Source organism: Rhizobium sp. RAF56, assembly GCF_052113965.1.
Lineage (GTDB): Bacteria > Pseudomonadota > Alphaproteobacteria > Rhizobiales > Rhizobiaceae > Rhizobium.
The window spans coordinates 1-16,188 of sequence record NZ_JBFRDU010000011.1 but is presented as its reverse complement, the minus strand read 5'-3'; the positions used below and the strand labels follow the sequence as shown (position 1 = coordinate 16,188).

The window sequence follows — 16,188 nt, the reverse complement described above, 5'->3', positions numbered from 1 at the left end:
CCCTTAGCCGTTCGCCATGTTGCACGCCTCCGGCGGGGGCAGTTTTCGCCCCATGCCTTCGATCAGTTTCAGCTGCGGCTTGTCGCGGCCCTTGCCGGGCTGGACGTTGAAGGGTTCGTCCGGCGGCCACCACTCGCCGCCAGACCAATAGGTCCAGCCGAGCCACACATCGCCGTTCCTTGCCATGACCTCCATCATCTGCCGCAAACCTGCCAGGCATGGTTCGCTAGATGCGGCGCCGAATTCTCCGAGGAAACCGCGCTTGCCGCTTTTCCGCAGCCAGTCGGTCACGCGCACGAGACCCTGTCGCGCCTGCTCGGCGCCTTCGCAAGTGCTATGCGTCCCGGAGGCGTCGGCGTCGAGATACTGATGGAATTCATAGGCGTAGTTGTTCGCGGGGTCCTTGATGCCCCTCATGATCGAGGCGTTTGAGCCTCCGCCCAGCCGGTCGACTTCCCAGGTCCATGCGCCTGACCAGTTCGTTCCCGGAACAAGTACCAGGTTGTTTGCGTCCATGGCGCGGATGGCGATGATCGCCGTGTTCGCCACCTTCAGCCAGTCGGGCGCCTTGATATCGTGCGGCTCGTTCATGAGGCCGAAAATCACCCCCTCGCGATTGCCGAATTCGAGAGCGATCCGCGCCCAGAAATCGCCGAAAGCGATGTCGCCGCCGGGCATCTCCTGTATTTTTTTCTTGTCGTAGAAGCCGAAATTGTGCGGATCGAGCACCACGGCCATGCCGTGGTGGCGGATGAGCTCGACGCTTGCCTTGAGGCTTTCCAGTTCGTTGCCGTCGAGCGGCGCGTTGAGCACCGGCTGCAGCCGCTCCCAGCGAAAGGGAAGGCGAATAACCGTCATTCCCTTGGCGGCGAAGTATTCGACGGTCGCCTCGGAAGGGTAGGTGTAGTTGGTGCCTAAGATTCCGTCCCGTTCGCCGTATTCGGCGCCGGAGAGATTGACGCCATGATAGCAGGGCCCTTTTGCCGGGAGAGTACCGGCAAGCGTCGCGGTCGCCAGCAACGCGGTTGCCAGCATCGCCGAACGCTTTGCCCAAGCGAGGGTGGCCGCGGCGCGCGGCCCCTGCTTCAATTGCCCTTTTGCCACCCCAGCCCGCACTTGCTTTCTCAACTGTTCAGATAAGGGCTTCACTCGAAGATCGGTCGAGCTGTGCCTCGTCGACACGAGATGAGATTTTCCTTAAGATTCCCTTAGCCAAGCGTCCCTAAACTTACCTGGACTTTTCACGCGCGCCCGCGAGGGGCGGCGAAGGACCGTATGCATCTATGAACGAAGCAAGCCGATGAGCCGTCTTCCCAGCTGGCGCACCAACGAGCCGCCCCCGGGGCAGCCCGAGGGCCTGCGCCTGCGCACGCCGGTCGTGCGGACGTCGGATTTCGTCGAGCGGTCGACGCAGGAAGAAGCAGTCGAGCAGAAGCCGGCACGACCCGCCGAGGCGGCTGTCCGGAAAGAGGCTAAGCCTGCCGGCGTATCCGCGCCGCCTTCGAAAAGCGTTGAACCGCCGCAGCAGCCTCCGCCTGCAGCGCCACCCAACGAGCCTCCGGCCGTGGTGGTCCAGCCCTCGCCCGACGAGGACGCGCCGCTCCTCGATCTGCGCTCCGCCGCCCGGTTCATCTGGGCAAGGCGCACGGTGATCCTTGCGCTTTGCATCTTTGGCGCGCTTCTGGGCGCGCTCGCCGTTCCGCTAACGCCGCAGAAATTCACGGCGGAGACCAGCCTGTACTTCGATCCACGACAGGCGGGCGCTTCCGATCCGTCGCAGGCCAGCATGGCGCCAGAACTCGTCACGACGCTGATCGACAGCCAGACGCAAATTCTTTCCTCGGGCAAAGTGCTGGAACGGGTGGTTGACGCACTGAAACTGGATCAGGATCCGCAATTCAATGGTGGCAACGGCGGCGAGAATGCCCGTTTCATCGCCATCGCCGCGCTGCAGAAAGCGCTGTCGATCGCGCGCGAGGCAAGCACCTACGTCGTCTCGGTCAAGGTCACGACCCGTGATCCGGCAAAATCCGCCCGCATCGCTAATCAGCTCGTGCAGGCGTTCATGGAAGAGGAAGCCACAGCGGCGGCAGGGCAGTACAAGAACGCCAATGCGGCTTTGAACGAAAGGCTTGAGCAGCTGCGCCAGCAGGTGTTCGATTCGGAACGAGCCGTGGAAAGTTTCCGTGCCGCCAACGATATGATGGCGATCCAGGGCAATCTGATTTCCGACAAGCGGCTTACCAGCCTGAACGACCTGCTCCTCGCGGCACAGCAAAGAACGTTCGAGGCGAAGGCGCGCGCTGATGCCGCGCGCAAGCTGCGTGTTGAGGACGTGGTGGCGAACGGACAGCCGGACGGCGGCGGTGCGGCGTCGCCGGCGCTTGCTACGCTCCGACAGCAATATGCGGCGCAGGCGGCGGCTGTCGGCAGCCTTGAAAGCCAGCTCGGACCCCGCCATCCACGTCTTCAGGCAGCGCGCTCGTCGCTCGAAAGCGTTGCCGGCTCGATCCGTGGCGAGTTGCAGCGCCAGGCCGCGGCGGCGCAAGCCGATTACGAACGCGCCCGCCGCGCCGAACAGGACATTTCCGGTCAACTGAATGTCCAGAAAGCGACGCAGGTCACCACATCCGGCAAGGTCGTCGAGTTGAACGAACTGCAGCGCAAGGCCGCTGCCTCCCGCGAGGTGTACGAGGGGTTGATGAAGCGCTCCGGCCAGGCGAGCGAGACGCAGGGCCTGACAGAGGCCAACGTTCGCGTCATTTCGGAAGCACAGCCGCCGCTTAAGGCAGACGGTCCCGGTCGCAAGGTATTGACGGTTGCGGGCCTGATCGCCGGAGCGCTGCTCGGTATCGGACTGGGCATGGTGATTGCCATCCTGCAAGGTCTTTTCGGCCACCCCGCCCTCCGCCGCTTCCTGTCGGCGTAGAACCCATGATTTGCCTAGATTCTAATTTACATAGCTTGCTCTGTGAGGCTTTTTCCTGTGAGTCGAAGCTTCAGATGCGAGAATGTAGTTGAGATGGCTGAAAAAGGCGCCGATTTGTAGCGATCGGTAGTTGTCTTTCCGGCGCAGCGGTTCCAAGACGACCCATGGTCTGTGTGCCGTCGAACGGTTCGCGCCCGCAATGCTGCACCGATGCGCCTAGAGCGGCGCCGGAGGAATTGAATGACGCCGACGGACAAGCTCGTCCTACCTTTCCTGGACCTGCCGCGTGCGACGAAGCGCGCGCTCGCGGTTATCGTCGATACGAGCCTCTGTGTGCTGACCGTCTGGTTCGCCTATTGTCTTCGCCTTGACGACTGGGTCGTTCTCGAAGGGATCGAGTGGCTGCCGGCGGTCGTCTCCATGTTGATCGCCATTCCGATCTTCATCGTGCTCGGCCTCTATCGCGCCATTTTCCGCTATGCCGGGATTTCCGCCTTCACGACGGTCATCAAGGCGGTCAGTATCTATGGCCTGGCGTTCATGACCATCTTCACGGCGGTCAGCGTTCCCGGCATTCCGCGTACCGTCGGCATCCTGCAGCCGCTGCTCCTTCTGATCGCGATCGCTCTATCGCGGATGGGAACGCGCTATTGGCTCGGCAACGCCTATCAGCGGCTTCTTAATCGCGCGGCGCTCGCCAAGGTGCTGATCTACGGCGCCGGTATGTCCGGCCGGCAGCTTGCCGGCGCGCTCGCCAACAGCGCCGAACTGAACGTCATCGGCTATCTGGATGACGATCGGAGCCTTTGGGGCAGCATCATGGGCGGGCTGCCGATTTACAGTCCTGCCGAACTGCCGGCGCAGGTCGCAAGCAGCGACATCAGGGATGTGCTTCTTGCGCTGCCGAATGCCTCGCGCCAGCGGCGCAACGAAATACTCGAAGCCATGCGCAAGGCTCGTGTCACCGTGCGGACCATGCCCGACCTCACGGCGCTCGCGCAAGGCCGAGTGGCGGTATCGGACCTCAGGGAACTCGACATCGAAGACCTGCTGGGCCGCAACACCGTTGCCCCGGACCAGGCGCTGCTTGACCGGAACATCCGTGGCAAGGTCGTGATGGTGACCGGCGCTGGCGGCTCGATCGGCAGCGAGCTCTGCCGGCAGATCGTCAAGAACGGTCCGGCCAGCCTGCTGCTCTTCGAGCAGAACGAGTATGGGCTTTACGCCATTCACGCTGAACTCGAGAAGACGGTGCGTAACCTGGAGGCCGAGGATCTGCGCTTGATCCCGATTCTCGGTTCCGTACGCGACCAGCACAGGCTGCAGCAGATCATGGAGGCGTGGCGGCCGAAGACCGTTTATCATGCGGCCGCCTACAAGCATGTGCCGCTGGTGGAATACAATCCCGCTGAGGGCATTCGCAACAACGTGCTTGGAACACTTGCCACGGCGGAGGCCGCCTACCAAACCGGCGTCGAAAATTTCGTCCTGATCAGTACCGACAAGGCGGTGCGCCCGACGAACATCATGGGGGCGAGCAAGCGACTTGCCGAAATGGTGCTGCAGGCCCTGCAGGCCGATCGCGCTGCCGTCGGCGGCACCAATTTCTCGATGGTTCGATTTGGAAACGTGCTCGGCTCCTCCGGCTCCGTCGTGCCGCTGTTCCGCCAGCAGATTCGCGACGGCGGGCCGATCACGCTGACCCATCCCGATATCACGCGCTACTTCATGACCATTCCCGAGGCATCGCAGCTCGTGATCCAGGCGGGAGCTATGTCTGATGGCGGCGATGTCTTTTTGCTCGACATGGGCGAACCCGTGCGCATCGCGGAGCTCGCGCGCCGCATGGTGGAGCTTTCCGGCCTCGCGGTCAGGGACGAGGACAACCCCGAGGGCGACATCGAGCTGGAGATCACTGGCCTGAGGCCCGGCGAAAAGCTTTTTGAAGAGCTGCTCATCGCCGACAATCCGCAGCCAACATCTCACCCGCGCATCATGCGGGCCGAGGAGCACTATCTCCCCTGGGCGGAACTCTCCAGGCAGCTCTCGACATTGGAAACAGCACTTGACGATGGCGATGTGCCGGCAGCGCGCGCCATGCTGCAGACCCTCGTTTCCGGCTATACGCCGACGGCCGACGTCATCGATCTCGTCTTTCGGGAACGCGAGACGGATACCGCCGCGTAGAGCGGTATCTTCATCGTCTATGTTTCAGCGTGGACGTGCACTCAGCACGTAGCGCCACCGTTGCATCTGATCCAGCGTTCGGAAGAGGTGTGCCTCGGTGCGCAGCAGGAAATGCTTCTTCGCGTCGCGGTAGTTTCCAGTTTTGCCAATCGATGTTTCAGTCCGCAGAGGACTGAAGGCGGCAACGTTGTCTCGCGTCGTATAGGTCTCGACACCAGTCTCCCAAGCCCGCTCGAGCGCAACGTCGTAGGGCAGGAACATCGGCCTCAGCGTCTGCAGCAAGGTCTTTGCCGCTTTCCTCGTGACGACGTAGCAGGCGGCCGACCCTTGCGGGCCGTGCAGGCAGCGTCCGACCACGTCACCCTCAGCGGTCTTGGCGACCGGACGGAAACCGACAATGCGATGATTGACGAGCTTGATCAGCCCGGCCGTCGGCACGGCATTGAGCGCGGCGATGGCGCGGGGGGTGATCTGGTCGTCAAGGTCGATATCGTCCTCGCAGATGATCGCCACCTCGTCGCCACTCTCGGCAAAACGCTCCAGAGCCATCAGGTGGCTGGTATAGCATCCATATTCGCCAGGCAGCGGTTTCCGGCCGTTGTGGGACTTGAACCGCCCGAGATGGAAATCCACCCACTTGTCAGGATCAACCGTTCGGCCATCGATCGCCGCAATCCGTGTGACAGGGTACCCGCCCTTGGCCGCCTGCTCCTGGAGGCGCTGCCAACGGCTCGGTGCGCGATCGAGGTTGATCACGTAGATCGGGACGGATGCCGTCACCGCTCGCGCGTCTGCCGGTGATTGGAAACTGGTGATCTGATCCGGTAGCGCCATCATGCCTCTATCGTCGCGCAAGCTGTCCTGCTGTTTATCGTATAACGCGAAGCTGGAATCAACCTGCGGTTCGCAATGCACATTTTGCATCAAAAATTAGGAATATGAAAACCAATGGAAATGCAAGATGCGCCCGCGAGATTCGGTCGTGAACAACAGAATTCTCAACGCCCCCTCAGGCATGGATTTTGGTTTGCGCTGCCTACTTCCTATATGCTTAGGAGTGAGCTTTGTTCCATGCGCCAGGAAGGCTGGGGACGCAATGAAGCTGGTTTCGGCAATCATAGTTTTGAGTCTTATCTCCGCGGCGGCAATGCCTGCCGCGTCTTTTGCGGAAAGCTTGGTGAGTGGCTCACGCTCCGGCGTGCCTGTTTTTCCCTACAAGGACCTCCCCGGCGTGCTGACGCCGCACTCGATACCAGAAGAAAGCGCCAAATGCCACACCGCGACCGGCCGGCTACGCGGCATTGGCGGAGCGCTATACCATGACCTGCCCGAACTCACTTACGTTTGCGAAAAAGATGGCGTCATCTCCTCCGGCAACTACCAGCCAAGAGGGGATTACTGGCAATACAACAATCCGCGACGCTAACTATTGAGGCGGCTGCCGTCGACAGGAAGTGGCCTCAGCGCGCTAACAAAAACTCAACAAAAAAGCCCGGCAAGCCGGGCTTCTTTTGAACGCTTCCAATCCGAGATCCGGTTGAAAGTATTGGGAAATGGTGCCCAGAAGAGGCATCGCATGAATACTGTAAATAATTGATTTTATTTATTGATCAAATGTATATATTTCTAATATACCAACAAAACAACCAACACCATGACCGGTTTCACTCTTGGTCGTCACACTGCGCCAAATGGTTCCCAGCCACGCCGCTAAGAAGCGGGTAGATTTGTAGCGCTGACGTGGCTCGAACGCTTTCAAGAATTTGATCCGCTTCGAGGATTTTGATCTTTATTGGTTTGTCAGGCGACTTCCCTCACCGACCGTAACTTATCGAAAGCTTGGCACCTAGTTCGCGGCTGAGATTCCCTTAACTACAATCCAGCATCCTGCATCCAGTCACAAAAGGGGACATGCGGTGACACGGCACACAAAAAAAGGGTCCACTTATAGCGTGGCGAGGCCCTTCCAATATCGCAGTGCGGTACGTACACCGGCCACGTATACCTCTGTTCAAAAAGACCAACATTTAATATAGTTTCTGGGTAGCAACTCAAGGCCATAAACACGGCACAAGCGACGGTGACAAACCGCATGACCACACCGACTGCGGCAAGAGAACCGTTTCTGTTGACGTTCGCCGGCGGGCTTTTTGAAGAGCTCACCGAACGAAAGAAGAACGTCTTCGTACTTGCTGGGGACCTAGCGGGCTACAGCCAGCTGGTTCACCACAATGAGGAGCAAGGAATCCGACAGCTGGTTGCCTCTAGGGGCGTATTTGTTCACGCGTTAACGGCAAATGGAGGCGTCGTAGTATCGACGCCAGGCGATTTTGTGCTCGCCTCATTTCAAACCGGAGGCGAGGCACTAGTGGCGGCTATTGCATCTCAGACCGCGGTAGCACAATCCTCACTTGCGAAATGGAAAGTCGGGATAGCTTATGGACAAGTCTACGAGTTTGAGGGTGATATTTACGGTCACGCAGTTAATGTAGCGTCGCGGATTCAGGCGCTAGCTGCTCCCGGTGAAATATTGCTCTCCGATGAAGTCCGCGCTCAATTGCCTCAGCAATTTCCCATCAGAGTGTATAGTCTTGGTCATCATAATCTGTCGAAGATCAAGGAGACCGTTCATATTCACAGCGTCCAGGATCACGCGTCCGCGGATCTGCTTGAATTCCCGATAAGCCAGAACTCTAACGGACTATCGGTTGAACTCAAAAAGAGCATTGCGAAACCCATTATCCAGCTGTCCGTTTTCGAAGCCTATGACCGCACCAGAAAAGTCAGATTCATTGCCTCCTCACTGAAGGATGAGATTCATCTAATTCTTGCACGTTTGGCGCATTCGATTTCGGTAATAGATTCGTCAGATCCTAGCAAAACCAGAGCCGACTATGTACTGAGTGGAAGCGTGTGCGGTCGCGGCACACACCTCAGGGTTATGCCGAAATTGGTCTCAACGTCAGATGGTGCAACCATTTGGGCCGAAAGATATGATTTCGACATGCGATCTTCTTTCGACGCTCAGGATTTAATCGCTTGGGAAGTAGTGTCAGCTCTCCAAATTGCGCTCACCGATGGAGAGCAAGCACAGGTCTGGAAGCGCGGAACAAAGAGCGGTGTGGCTTGGGGGTACTTTCAGAGAGGTCATGATGCAGAGCGGCGTTTTGCCCGAGAAAGTCATCTCCAGGCTCGACAGATGTATGAGAAGGCGCTTGAAATCGACCCAACTTACCTTTGTGCACTAGTCGCCCTGGCGTTCTGTCACCTTGATGAGGTCCGCCTGGGTTGGACCAAGGACACATCAAATTCAGTTCTCCAGGCCGAAGCCCTCTATCTTAGAGCTGCAGCCATAGACGACAGCCACTCGGATGTGTTGGCGCTCTTGGGATTTCTTAGATACCTCCAGGGCGACAATACCGCTGCCCGTCATGCTATGGAGCGTGCAACCAAGGTTGCTGCTCATAGCCCGGAGATAATCGCGTATCACGGAGCACTTCTTGACCTCTTAGGTGATTTTCCAGCGGCGATCCGAGCATATACGCGCGCAGTGTCGCTGTCACATCACGTGCCCCCGTGGATAGCTGCAAATCTGGCATTGTCTACACTTGCCATCGACCGGCCGCAGGCAGCAGAGCTCGTGTGTCGTGAGATACTATCGACCCATCCGGCCTACGCCCGCGCATGGCTGATCCTTGCTATGGCTCTTAGCCGTCAGGACAATTTAAAGGAAGGAGGGGAAGCTGCGGCCAGGCTGCTCGAGCTCGATCCTAATTTTTCGATAACAGAATGGTCGTTTTCGAAGCCGTTTACCGACGAAGTGCTTCTTTCAGCGTTTGAGGAGGATATGAAAAAAGTTGGGCTGCCAATGTGATCTGCTGAAGAAGGACAAAGTTCGATCGCTGATGACACGCCAATAAGAAAGTAAGTCGCGCTAGTCTATTCTATCGAATTCACGCCAGACGGATACAGCTGTGCTGAGCCCCGCTTAGAAGCGCCACTACATACTTCCAGGAAATGATCCCCTCCAGAAAAGAACTTCACTAGAAAATGGAAGTGCGCTAGCGTGATTTGTACAGCGTCGGCTCGAATAGAGGAAGTTTTTTGTGGAGGAGCGAAGATGGCGCGAGCGCGGCCGAAATCAGGGAGACGTTCAAGCGAAATCTCGCAGGTTATTATCGCCGAATGGTTCCGAAAATTACCTGGACACAAATACGGGCACCATACTCGACGTGGATGTGAATTCGCTTTCGACAGCGTTTAACAGCATAATAGATAAACCCTGCGTTGCGGTGTCGGATAAAATTGGAGAACCGCTGAAAATCATCGTGCCCATGCCGCCCCAAGGCGTTCGGACCAAATCAGACTTGCAAGCTTACTTGTTGAGAAATGGAGACTTGATCCTCGGCATGGGCGCGGCAGCGCTTTTTAGTTGCGGTCGTCAAGCGATTATTGTCGGACCAATTCCGGTCCGAGATCCAGATCGAAGTGCTTGTCAGTTCGACAAATGGGGCAGCGATGATTAGCCGGAGTCCAAATTTGGCCCTTTTTCTTGTGGTCAAGTGTCTCCGGGTCTCCTCGATCAGACAGGCCCTGCCCAATCGCAACGAGAACGACGACGGACCGGGAGGATTGCTCATTTCTTCATGAGGTACGTCAGGACGTCTTGGTCGCGGTTCGTGCCGGGCGTATGTTTATAACTGAGTGTAGAACTGTTCTATGTCCGCTATGCGATGAGCAAATAAGAATTACCGGAAGTGACGTGCTTAGCTCAACAGTTTGATCGAAAGGCGTTCGGAATGAGCTGGCTGATCTTGCCCATGGATGCCTATCTCTCGCGGGAGTTATGGTGATCTCGTGAGATATCTCGCATTCTCAGTCCAACCAAGATTTCGGTACTGACCTTGCGGACGTCTAGCGGCCCTGAGATCTAAGCATTGGGAGACACGAGTGCCAGGCGCCAATGCTAAACTGGATCGGTGGCTTCCCCTGCCCGAGTTCGAGCACTGTCCATTTCGTGTTGCGGCAGCCGTCCTGAAGGCCGACCATGTGGGCCGCCGCCGCATCGTTTCCGGTCGTGGGCGCACACGCGAAGATGCAGTCTATCGAACAAATATGGAAGCCTATGAGCGATGGTCGGCAGTCTATCCTGGCCAAGAAGCCTGCACATTTGCATCTTTTGCCGAATTGGAGTCCAAGAAAGCAATAGATCCCAGGCAACTGCTGCTTTTCTCCGATCGGCAAGTCGAGAGAGCTAACAAATGGAACGCGCGCATAGGCCAAGATCATTGGATACCACCGGCGTTTAGACAACATACTCAAATTCCCTGGGTAAAGGTGACAAATTTGGAGACAGGGCTGATAGCATGCGCGCCTGCTCCCTATTGCTTCCTGTCCTTTCCCTATCCTTTCAAGCTGGGTTTTTGCGCCGCCGACAGTTCGGGGCTTGCCGCTGGAGAAAGTCGTGAAGAAGCGATTCAATCGGGTCTCCTCGAGTTGATCGAAAGAGATGCCGTGGCGGTCTGGTGGTATAATTGCTTAAGAATGCCGTCGGTGTCAGTGCCTGAGTCCCAGAGGGAGTTGTTAGCTTCGATTACCCGATGGCTGAAGTCTTTGGGTCGGGAGCTTTATTTGATCAATCTTACAACTGACTTGATGGCCCCTGTAGTAGCCGCAGTAGCATACTCAGTCAAAGGACCTGGGATTTGGATTGGCACTGCGGCCGGACTAGATATTCACCAGGCCCTCGAGTCGTCACTTGGCGAGTTGTGCCAATTTATGACGTCTTCATTATTGTTTGAGTCCTGTTTTGAGGATGCCAATAATCGAATCCATTTTCTCGAGTGGGCGCGCACAGCTACCTTGGAAAAGCATCCCCATCTTCGGCCTTTAGACTGTTGCGGCGGTTCCGTTGGCCGTGTTTCAATGGACGGAGTACTGTCAGTACTCAAACGCCAGAATCTAGAAGGGTATGTGCTGGACCTTTCGCCCAACCAGGCCGAAACTAGTGCAGTGAGGATCTTAGTGCCAGGCCTGCGACCCATAGCACCCCGCTTTGCGCCGGGACGACTATACTCAGTGCCGATTGAGATGGGCTGGCTCCAACAAAAAAAGAAGGAGCAAAGTTTGAATTCAATTCCTATTATCTACTGACCGAGAGTCAGTAACGTCCCAATCGAGCGCGCCAATCTTGCGCACCTCGCGCTGTACAACGTGGAGATTGAGGCCTATTGTTGTCTTATTTATCCGCAGTCTTAGCGAATTAGTTGGCTACGCGCAGATAGGAGCTTCGGCGATGAGGGTTTTTTTGCCTATCGTAATGGCTGTTTTGTGGTTTGGTTTGAGCCTAAGTACCGCGAATAGCAGTGATGTTAAAATCGGTCTTGCTGCCGAGCCATATCCACCGTTCACCTACCCGGATGCAAACGGTCAATGGATCGGTTGGGAGGTCGATATCGCTGATGAGCTCTGCGCACAAGCGAAACTGAACTGTAAGCTAGTTGCGGTAGCCTGGGATGGAATAATACCCGCTTTGACTACGGGAAAGATTGATATGATTGTAGCTTCAATGGCAATTACTGCGGAGCGTAAGAAGGTTATAGATTTCTCAAATAAATACTATGATATGCCAGCTGTTGTTGTTGGGCAAAAGGACGAAAAGATTATCCCAACGCCGGAGGGACTTAAGGACAAAATCGTCGGAACTCAATCAGCGACCATACATGAAGAATATGTGCGTAAGCACTTTGGCTCCGCTATACATCAACTCAAGTCCTATCAGACCCAAGACGAAGTTAACCAGGATTTATCGGCAGGAAGGATCGATGCCATGCAAATGGATGCAGGGGCGGCCGACGCATTCCTTGGAACCGAAATCGGAAAAAACTGTTGTGAGTTGAAGGGAAAAGTGGCGGACGATCCCGATATACTTGGGCTGGGTGTTGGAGCAGGTTTTAGGAAAAGCGACACCGAGCTTAAACTAAAAATCAATGACGCACTGGCCGCTATTCTGAAGAACGGACGTTATTACGAGATAACGAAGAAGTACTTTAATTTTGATATCTACGGAAGCCGCTAAAAAGAGATATGCACACGGCGCATGCGGGCGAGCAGCCGCGTCCCGATGTGCCGCAGCGATGCATAACCTGGTTCGACTGCCAACTCGACCTTGACCCTGGGAGGCTGATCTTGCTGTGACTTTGCGGCTGGAGTTCGGCCGTTATATTGCCCCATTAAGCCATTAAGTGCCACCTAGGCGCGTAAACAACAAAGGCACCCGAACGCGCTCATGATTGAGCCGTCGCTCTTGCGCCCCATGAAATGTTCGGAGAGGCCACCTTAGAGCCGATCCCATCCTTGACCGCTAACGCTTGAAGGCGACGGCATGAGAAAAGGATGATGAGGCGTTCGAAGCGTTTATGACGAAGCGCCGTCCGGTGCCACCGGTATCGACTGCGTGTTCCGACGAAGCCGGCCATCGATTCCGATTTGCCCGGTTCGATCCCTCGAGCCGACGTTGCCGCCTTGCTTGCTCATATTGATGCGCCATTTGCGCAGCACTTTGGCCCTTTCTACGCCCGAGGTGATTCGCGATGACACAACAGCAACCGACAGTGTCTTGTGTAGCGTGTAGCGTCCCGAGTACCCCAGCAGCACTGGGTCTCGCCCTTCTGCCGCTTCAAAAGGAGCGGCACCATCGGCTCGCCCTGACCCTGACGAAGGAGCTCGCCAGGCTGTGGGACGAAAAGGCGAAAAGGGCCTTTTAGCCGGAATGGCAGTCGCTCCTCAATGACCTCGACCGCCTGCAGCAGGCCACCATCGAGAAGGATGGCAAGATCAAAGGATTTTGAAAAATTCGGTGTTCAAGTCGGGTCAGACGAAGTCAATACGCCAGACCGTGGGCGGGTCGTCGCGCCCACGATTGACCCCCAGTGGGGTGGGTAACACCAGGCACGTTAGATGCACAGTTGGTCGTGGTGAGTGGGCACAATCAATCTGTTTAGCCATCGCCGCGAGCGGTGCGACGACCGAGCGGCCGTAACTATGGCTTAATTCCAATCGGGTCTTTTAGGGTGTCATCATATTGGCCGGGCTGTCCCACTTTCTCCGCTGACTTATCTAGATTAGCTTTTCCGCTTTCGACTGGGGACCCATACAAAAGTATTCCAGAAAGATGGGCGGCGGCAAAAGACGTTCCAGAGCACTGTGCCAATTCTTTTCCCGGCCAGAGTGATACAATATCCACTCCGGGTTCCGCAAAATCAGGTAAACTCAAAACAGACTCATAGCCGTCTGCCGGATTCATTTTTTGGCGCGTGAAATAGTTGCCAAACGCAGAATATTCCCAAAAGTTACGAGCTTCATCTATAGCAGAAGCAGTCATGATTACGCCGCCGCCGGAAGCGGCTCTATAACCCCCTGCTCGTGCGGGAGAGATCGTCTGTACATAACCCGTATTCTTGGTCACATCAGTATTTCCCGCTGCCAGAGAAATACGAAACCCCAGATCCGCAAGTTTCCGCAGCTGCATTTCAATAGCGGAATATATTGTCTCCGAAGCTGCTGTCCACACCGCGCCATAGCTAAGATTTATTACATCTCCCGGTGAAGGCGTCGTTGGGTCGGCGTCAGCAGTGTTCCGAAAGATCAGATAATTGAGCGCTTCGACCACAGCATCTGAGTCTACTTCACCCTTCCTTCCCTTAACTACTCGCATAGAATTTATTGCCACGAATGGGGCAACTCCTCGAACACCCACCATGTTTCCTGTTTTTGCCCCGATTATTCCAGCGGTCATAGTGCCGTGTCCGATCCTGTCTTTCTTGTTGTCTGGCGGGCAGTTTGGCTTAAGACAATTTAGCCGACTAACCAAATTCAATTCCGAGCCAGTAAATTCATCTGAAACGCCACTATCAATGATCCACACAGCTTTGCCGCTTACCGAAAACGCGGTTGGATCGCCACCATGCCACACTAGCTTGACACCCCACTCAGTGATCTCAGGGTCGCTGTAGTTCCTGCTAGCGTCAGTGCAGTCAGACCCGAACGCCGTCAATACAGGATTGGGTTCTACCCTAATAGACTCCCGTTGAATGGATCCATTGGAACGGATTTCGTCCTGCAGCTCTTCTGAATTAGCCGCTACGAGCAACCCTTCAACTTCGCCAACTTTTATCGTTCGATATAGTATTCCTCGAGCCACAAAAGCGTCACCCAGGGTCTTGATGTTGGCAGCTACTTCATCTGGCGTCAGATTACCCTGGTTGAACCAAATATAAGACGACGGTAGTCCGAGGTCTCTTGCTTCTATGAATTTTGGGTCTACTCCCTCAGCACTGTCTTCAGCTAGCGCAGGAGTCAAGACCGTCGCCGCAACGCATACACTCAACAGGGCTATCGGTGTGGTGGCGTTCATCGTACCTACCTGTTCGATGATATCATTTTATTCTAGCCTACTTTCGTATAAAAATATATCCTATAAGCGGAACCTTTGGTTTCGAGTGAGTGGGGCTACAAAGTAGGGGAAAGCAAATGGCCCGCGGAAGGATTAAATCCGGCCGTCAATCAACGGAGATTGCCGATGCAATATTGGCAGAGTGGTACAGGATACTGCCACCAGCTAATGCTCCGGGCGCTGCGGCTCAAATGGACGCCAATGCGTTAACCGCGGCATTCAATTCAGTTCTGGACCCGTCAGATAAATGTCAAGTAATTCTAGACGAACCCGGTAAGCCGATTAAGATTGTAGTGCCGCTTCCTCCAGCGGGCGTAAAAACAAAAGAAGATCTCTTGGGATACATTCAAAAAAACGACGATTTCAGACAGGGAATGGGGGCTGCCGTGCTCTTTGGTTGCGGCCGCTAGGACGACGGTTCGGCATCAAATCGGATCTGATCAAAGGCGTCCGCTGCAGTGATCATGATCTGTTCGGAACAAAGCGGACAACGAACGATTTTCTCCACGTCCGCTGGAAGTCTACCATGCTCGATATCAAACGCCATCTCGCGGCGAATTGATCCGAGGTAGGAGCAATTGTGACGCATTGCCATGGTCGAAGCAGAAACATCCCCCTCTGCCTTAGCAGGCGGCCAAATATACCCCACAAATGAGATGAGCGGAAAAAAGCTCTCTAACAAGAAGCGTCGTGTGATCATTTGTCTTTGATAGCAGATTACACAAAGATATCCTACTCTATCATCGTTTGGCTGACAATCCTGGGGTGCCGCATCGCAGGGCAATCGGGTTAACGCGTGACAAGGGGCCGGATAGCTGAATCTATCGAGATCATCTGATTCTTTGAAGGATGAATGGGGATGGACGAAGCGGGCTGGGATAGTGGGCTCTGCCCGTCATTTCAGGGATCTGCCAGACGGTCGCCAAAGCGCGAAGGTGAGATATCCGCTGGATGAGGTGCTGCTGCTCTGTCTGCTGGCTGTTATCGCCGGGCGGAAGCCATCACCGACATCGCTCGCTTTGGAGAGAAGAAGCTCGATCTCTTGCGCCGGTTTCGTCCCTATCGTGCCGGCGTGCCCGCCCACGATCATCTGGGCGATATCCTGGCCAGCCTTGATGCCGAACAGTTCCAACGCTGTTTCGTCGGGTGGGTCGCGAGCGTGGCGGGCCTGCCGAAGGCGTGGTTGCCATCGACGGCAAGACGGTCCGCCGTTCCAAGGGCTCGCGCACGAGTGAGGAAGCGATCCACATGGTTTCAGCCTTCGCCGCCCGCCAGCGTCTGGTGGTGGGACAGGTCAAGGTGGCGGGCAATGTTTTAACAAGTGATTTGTGTACTGAACAAGAATTTCATACTTCAACTCTTTTATTTTTTTGGCGTAGATGACTTCTACGCTGATCTTATACGCCGCCTCGCTGACCTCGACTCTTTGGCCTTCCCAAAACGCGGTGAATCTGAATCTCTGGCGCAAWCCGGAGGTTTACGATGCGATCAGGGATTTCGTTACGTGAAGATTTTGACGGAGAACGTCTTCGGCGGCTGGCGCGGCAGACGAAGGACGCAGCCCAGGTACGACGCTTGTTGGCGCTCGCCTCGATCTACGACGGCGGCTCGCGGTCAG

At 55.9% G+C, this 16,188-nt stretch carries 13 protein-coding genes; 9 read left to right on the top strand and 4 right to left on the bottom strand.

The window, feature by feature from the left end:
* Positions 1-3: 3 nt before the first annotated feature.
* Positions 4-1,035 carry a glycoside hydrolase family 5 protein gene (locus AB4048_RS11155; RefSeq protein ID WP_442202156.1) on the bottom strand — a complete coding sequence of 344 codons (1,032 nt, stop codon included), beginning with the start codon at positions 1,033-1,035 and terminating at the stop codon, positions 4-6.
* 265 nt (positions 1,036-1,300) lie between these two features.
* Between AB4048_RS11155 and AB4048_RS11150 the strand changes: the two genes are divergently transcribed.
* Together AB4048_RS11150 and AB4048_RS11145 are read left to right on the top strand one after the other, a co-directional pair.
* Entirely contained in the window at positions 1,301-2,929 is a 1,629-nt protein-coding gene (locus AB4048_RS11150; protein WP_442202022.1) for a GumC family protein, read from the top strand.
* A 240-nt stretch (positions 2,930-3,169) separates the two neighbouring features.
* Positions 3,170-5,116: a polysaccharide biosynthesis protein gene (locus tag AB4048_RS11145; protein ID WP_442202021.1), complete on the top strand. Its 1,947-nt coding sequence runs from the start codon at positions 3,170-3,172 to the stop codon at positions 5,114-5,116.
* A 24-nt stretch (positions 5,117-5,140) separates the two neighbouring features.
* On the opposite strand, the gene AB4048_RS11140 is transcribed toward AB4048_RS11145, so the two are convergent.
* A complete protein-coding gene (locus AB4048_RS11140) occupies positions 5,141-5,953 on the bottom strand; it encodes a glycosyltransferase family 25 protein (protein ID WP_442202020.1) in 813 nt (270 codons plus the stop codon).
* A 259-nt stretch (positions 5,954-6,212) separates the two neighbouring features.
* Between AB4048_RS11140 and AB4048_RS11135 the strand changes: the two genes are divergently transcribed.
* From AB4048_RS11135 to AB4048_RS11115, 5 genes are all read left to right on the top strand, one after another.
* Positions 6,213-6,542 (top strand): hypothetical protein, encoded by a 330-nt coding sequence (locus tag AB4048_RS11135; RefSeq protein ID WP_442202019.1) that lies wholly within the window; start codon positions 6,213-6,215, stop codon positions 6,540-6,542.
* A 666-nt stretch (positions 6,543-7,208) separates the two neighbouring features.
* Entirely contained in the window at positions 7,209-8,990 is a 1,782-nt protein-coding gene (locus tag AB4048_RS11130; protein ID WP_442202018.1) for an adenylate/guanylate cyclase domain-containing protein, read from the top strand.
* A gap of 232 nt (positions 8,991-9,222) precedes the next feature.
* A complete protein-coding gene (locus AB4048_RS11125; protein ID WP_442202017.1) occupies positions 9,223-9,642 on the top strand; it encodes a hypothetical protein in 420 nt (139 codons plus the stop codon).
* A gap of 424 nt (positions 9,643-10,066) precedes the next feature.
* Positions 10,067-11,269 carry a YcaO-like family protein gene (locus AB4048_RS11120; protein WP_442202016.1) on the top strand — a complete coding sequence of 401 codons (1,203 nt, stop codon included), beginning with the start codon at positions 10,067-10,069 and terminating at the stop codon, positions 11,267-11,269.
* Positions 11,270-11,411: 142 nt separating this feature from the next.
* Positions 11,412-12,194 (top strand): transporter substrate-binding domain-containing protein, encoded by a 783-nt coding sequence (locus AB4048_RS11115; RefSeq protein ID WP_442202015.1) that lies wholly within the window; start codon positions 11,412-11,414, stop codon positions 12,192-12,194.
* A 963-nt stretch (positions 12,195-13,157) separates the two neighbouring features.
* Here the strand turns inward: AB4048_RS11115 and AB4048_RS11110 are convergent.
* The gene (locus AB4048_RS11110; protein ID WP_442202014.1) at positions 13,158-14,531 is read right to left on the bottom strand and encodes a S8 family peptidase; all 1,374 of its coding nucleotides are present in this window, start codon (positions 14,529-14,531) and stop codon (positions 13,158-13,160) included.
* Positions 14,532-14,647: 116 nt separating this feature from the next.
* Between AB4048_RS11110 and AB4048_RS11105 the strand changes: the two genes are divergently transcribed.
* Positions 14,648-14,980, top strand: a complete 333-nt coding sequence (locus tag AB4048_RS11105) for a hypothetical protein (protein WP_442202013.1) — start codon at positions 14,648-14,650, stop codon at positions 14,978-14,980.
* Between the two features lie 485 nt (positions 14,981-15,465).
* Here the strand turns inward: AB4048_RS11105 and AB4048_RS11100 are convergent, their stop codons facing one another.
* The gene (locus tag AB4048_RS11100; RefSeq protein ID WP_442202164.1) at positions 15,466-15,702 is read right to left on the bottom strand and encodes a hypothetical protein; all 237 of its coding nucleotides are present in this window, start codon (positions 15,700-15,702) and stop codon (positions 15,466-15,468) included.
* Between AB4048_RS11100 and AB4048_RS11095 the strand changes: the two genes are divergently transcribed.
* Positions 15,613-15,888, top strand: coding sequence for a hypothetical protein (locus tag AB4048_RS11095; RefSeq protein WP_442202012.1), 276 nt, complete (start codon positions 15,613-15,615; stop codon positions 15,886-15,888). The genes AB4048_RS11100 and AB4048_RS11095 overlap by 90 nt on opposite strands.
* Positions 15,889-16,188: the final 300 nt, after the last annotated feature.

Excerpts from the sequence above, each read along its gene's own strand:
- AB4048_RS11155 (WP_442202156.1), bottom strand. The coding sequence starts at position 1,035 with ATGCTGGCAACCGCGTTGCTGGCGACCGCGACGCTTGCCGGTACTCTC.
- AB4048_RS11150 (WP_442202022.1), top strand. The coding sequence starts at position 1,301 with ATGAGCCGTCTTCCCAGCTGGCGCACCAACGAGCCGCCCCCGGGGCAG.
- AB4048_RS11145 (WP_442202021.1), top strand. The coding sequence starts at position 3,170 with ATGACGCCGACGGACAAGCTCGTCCTACCTTTCCTGGACCTGCCGCGT.
- AB4048_RS11140 (WP_442202020.1), bottom strand. The coding sequence starts at position 5,953 with ATGATGGCGCTACCGGATCAGATCACCAGTTTCCAATCACCGGCAGAC.
- AB4048_RS11135 (WP_442202019.1), top strand. The coding sequence starts at position 6,213 with ATGAAGCTGGTTTCGGCAATCATAGTTTTGAGTCTTATCTCCGCGGCG.
- AB4048_RS11130 (WP_442202018.1), top strand. The coding sequence starts at position 7,209 with ATGACCACACCGACTGCGGCAAGAGAACCGTTTCTGTTGACGTTCGCC.
- AB4048_RS11115 (WP_442202015.1), top strand. The coding sequence starts at position 11,412 with ATGAGGGTTTTTTTGCCTATCGTAATGGCTGTTTTGTGGTTTGGTTTG.
- AB4048_RS11110 (WP_442202014.1), bottom strand. The coding sequence starts at position 14,531 with ATGAACGCCACCACACCGATAGCCCTGTTGAGTGTATGCGTTGCGGCG.
- AB4048_RS11105 (WP_442202013.1), top strand. The coding sequence starts at position 14,648 with ATGGCCCGCGGAAGGATTAAATCCGGCCGTCAATCAACGGAGATTGCC.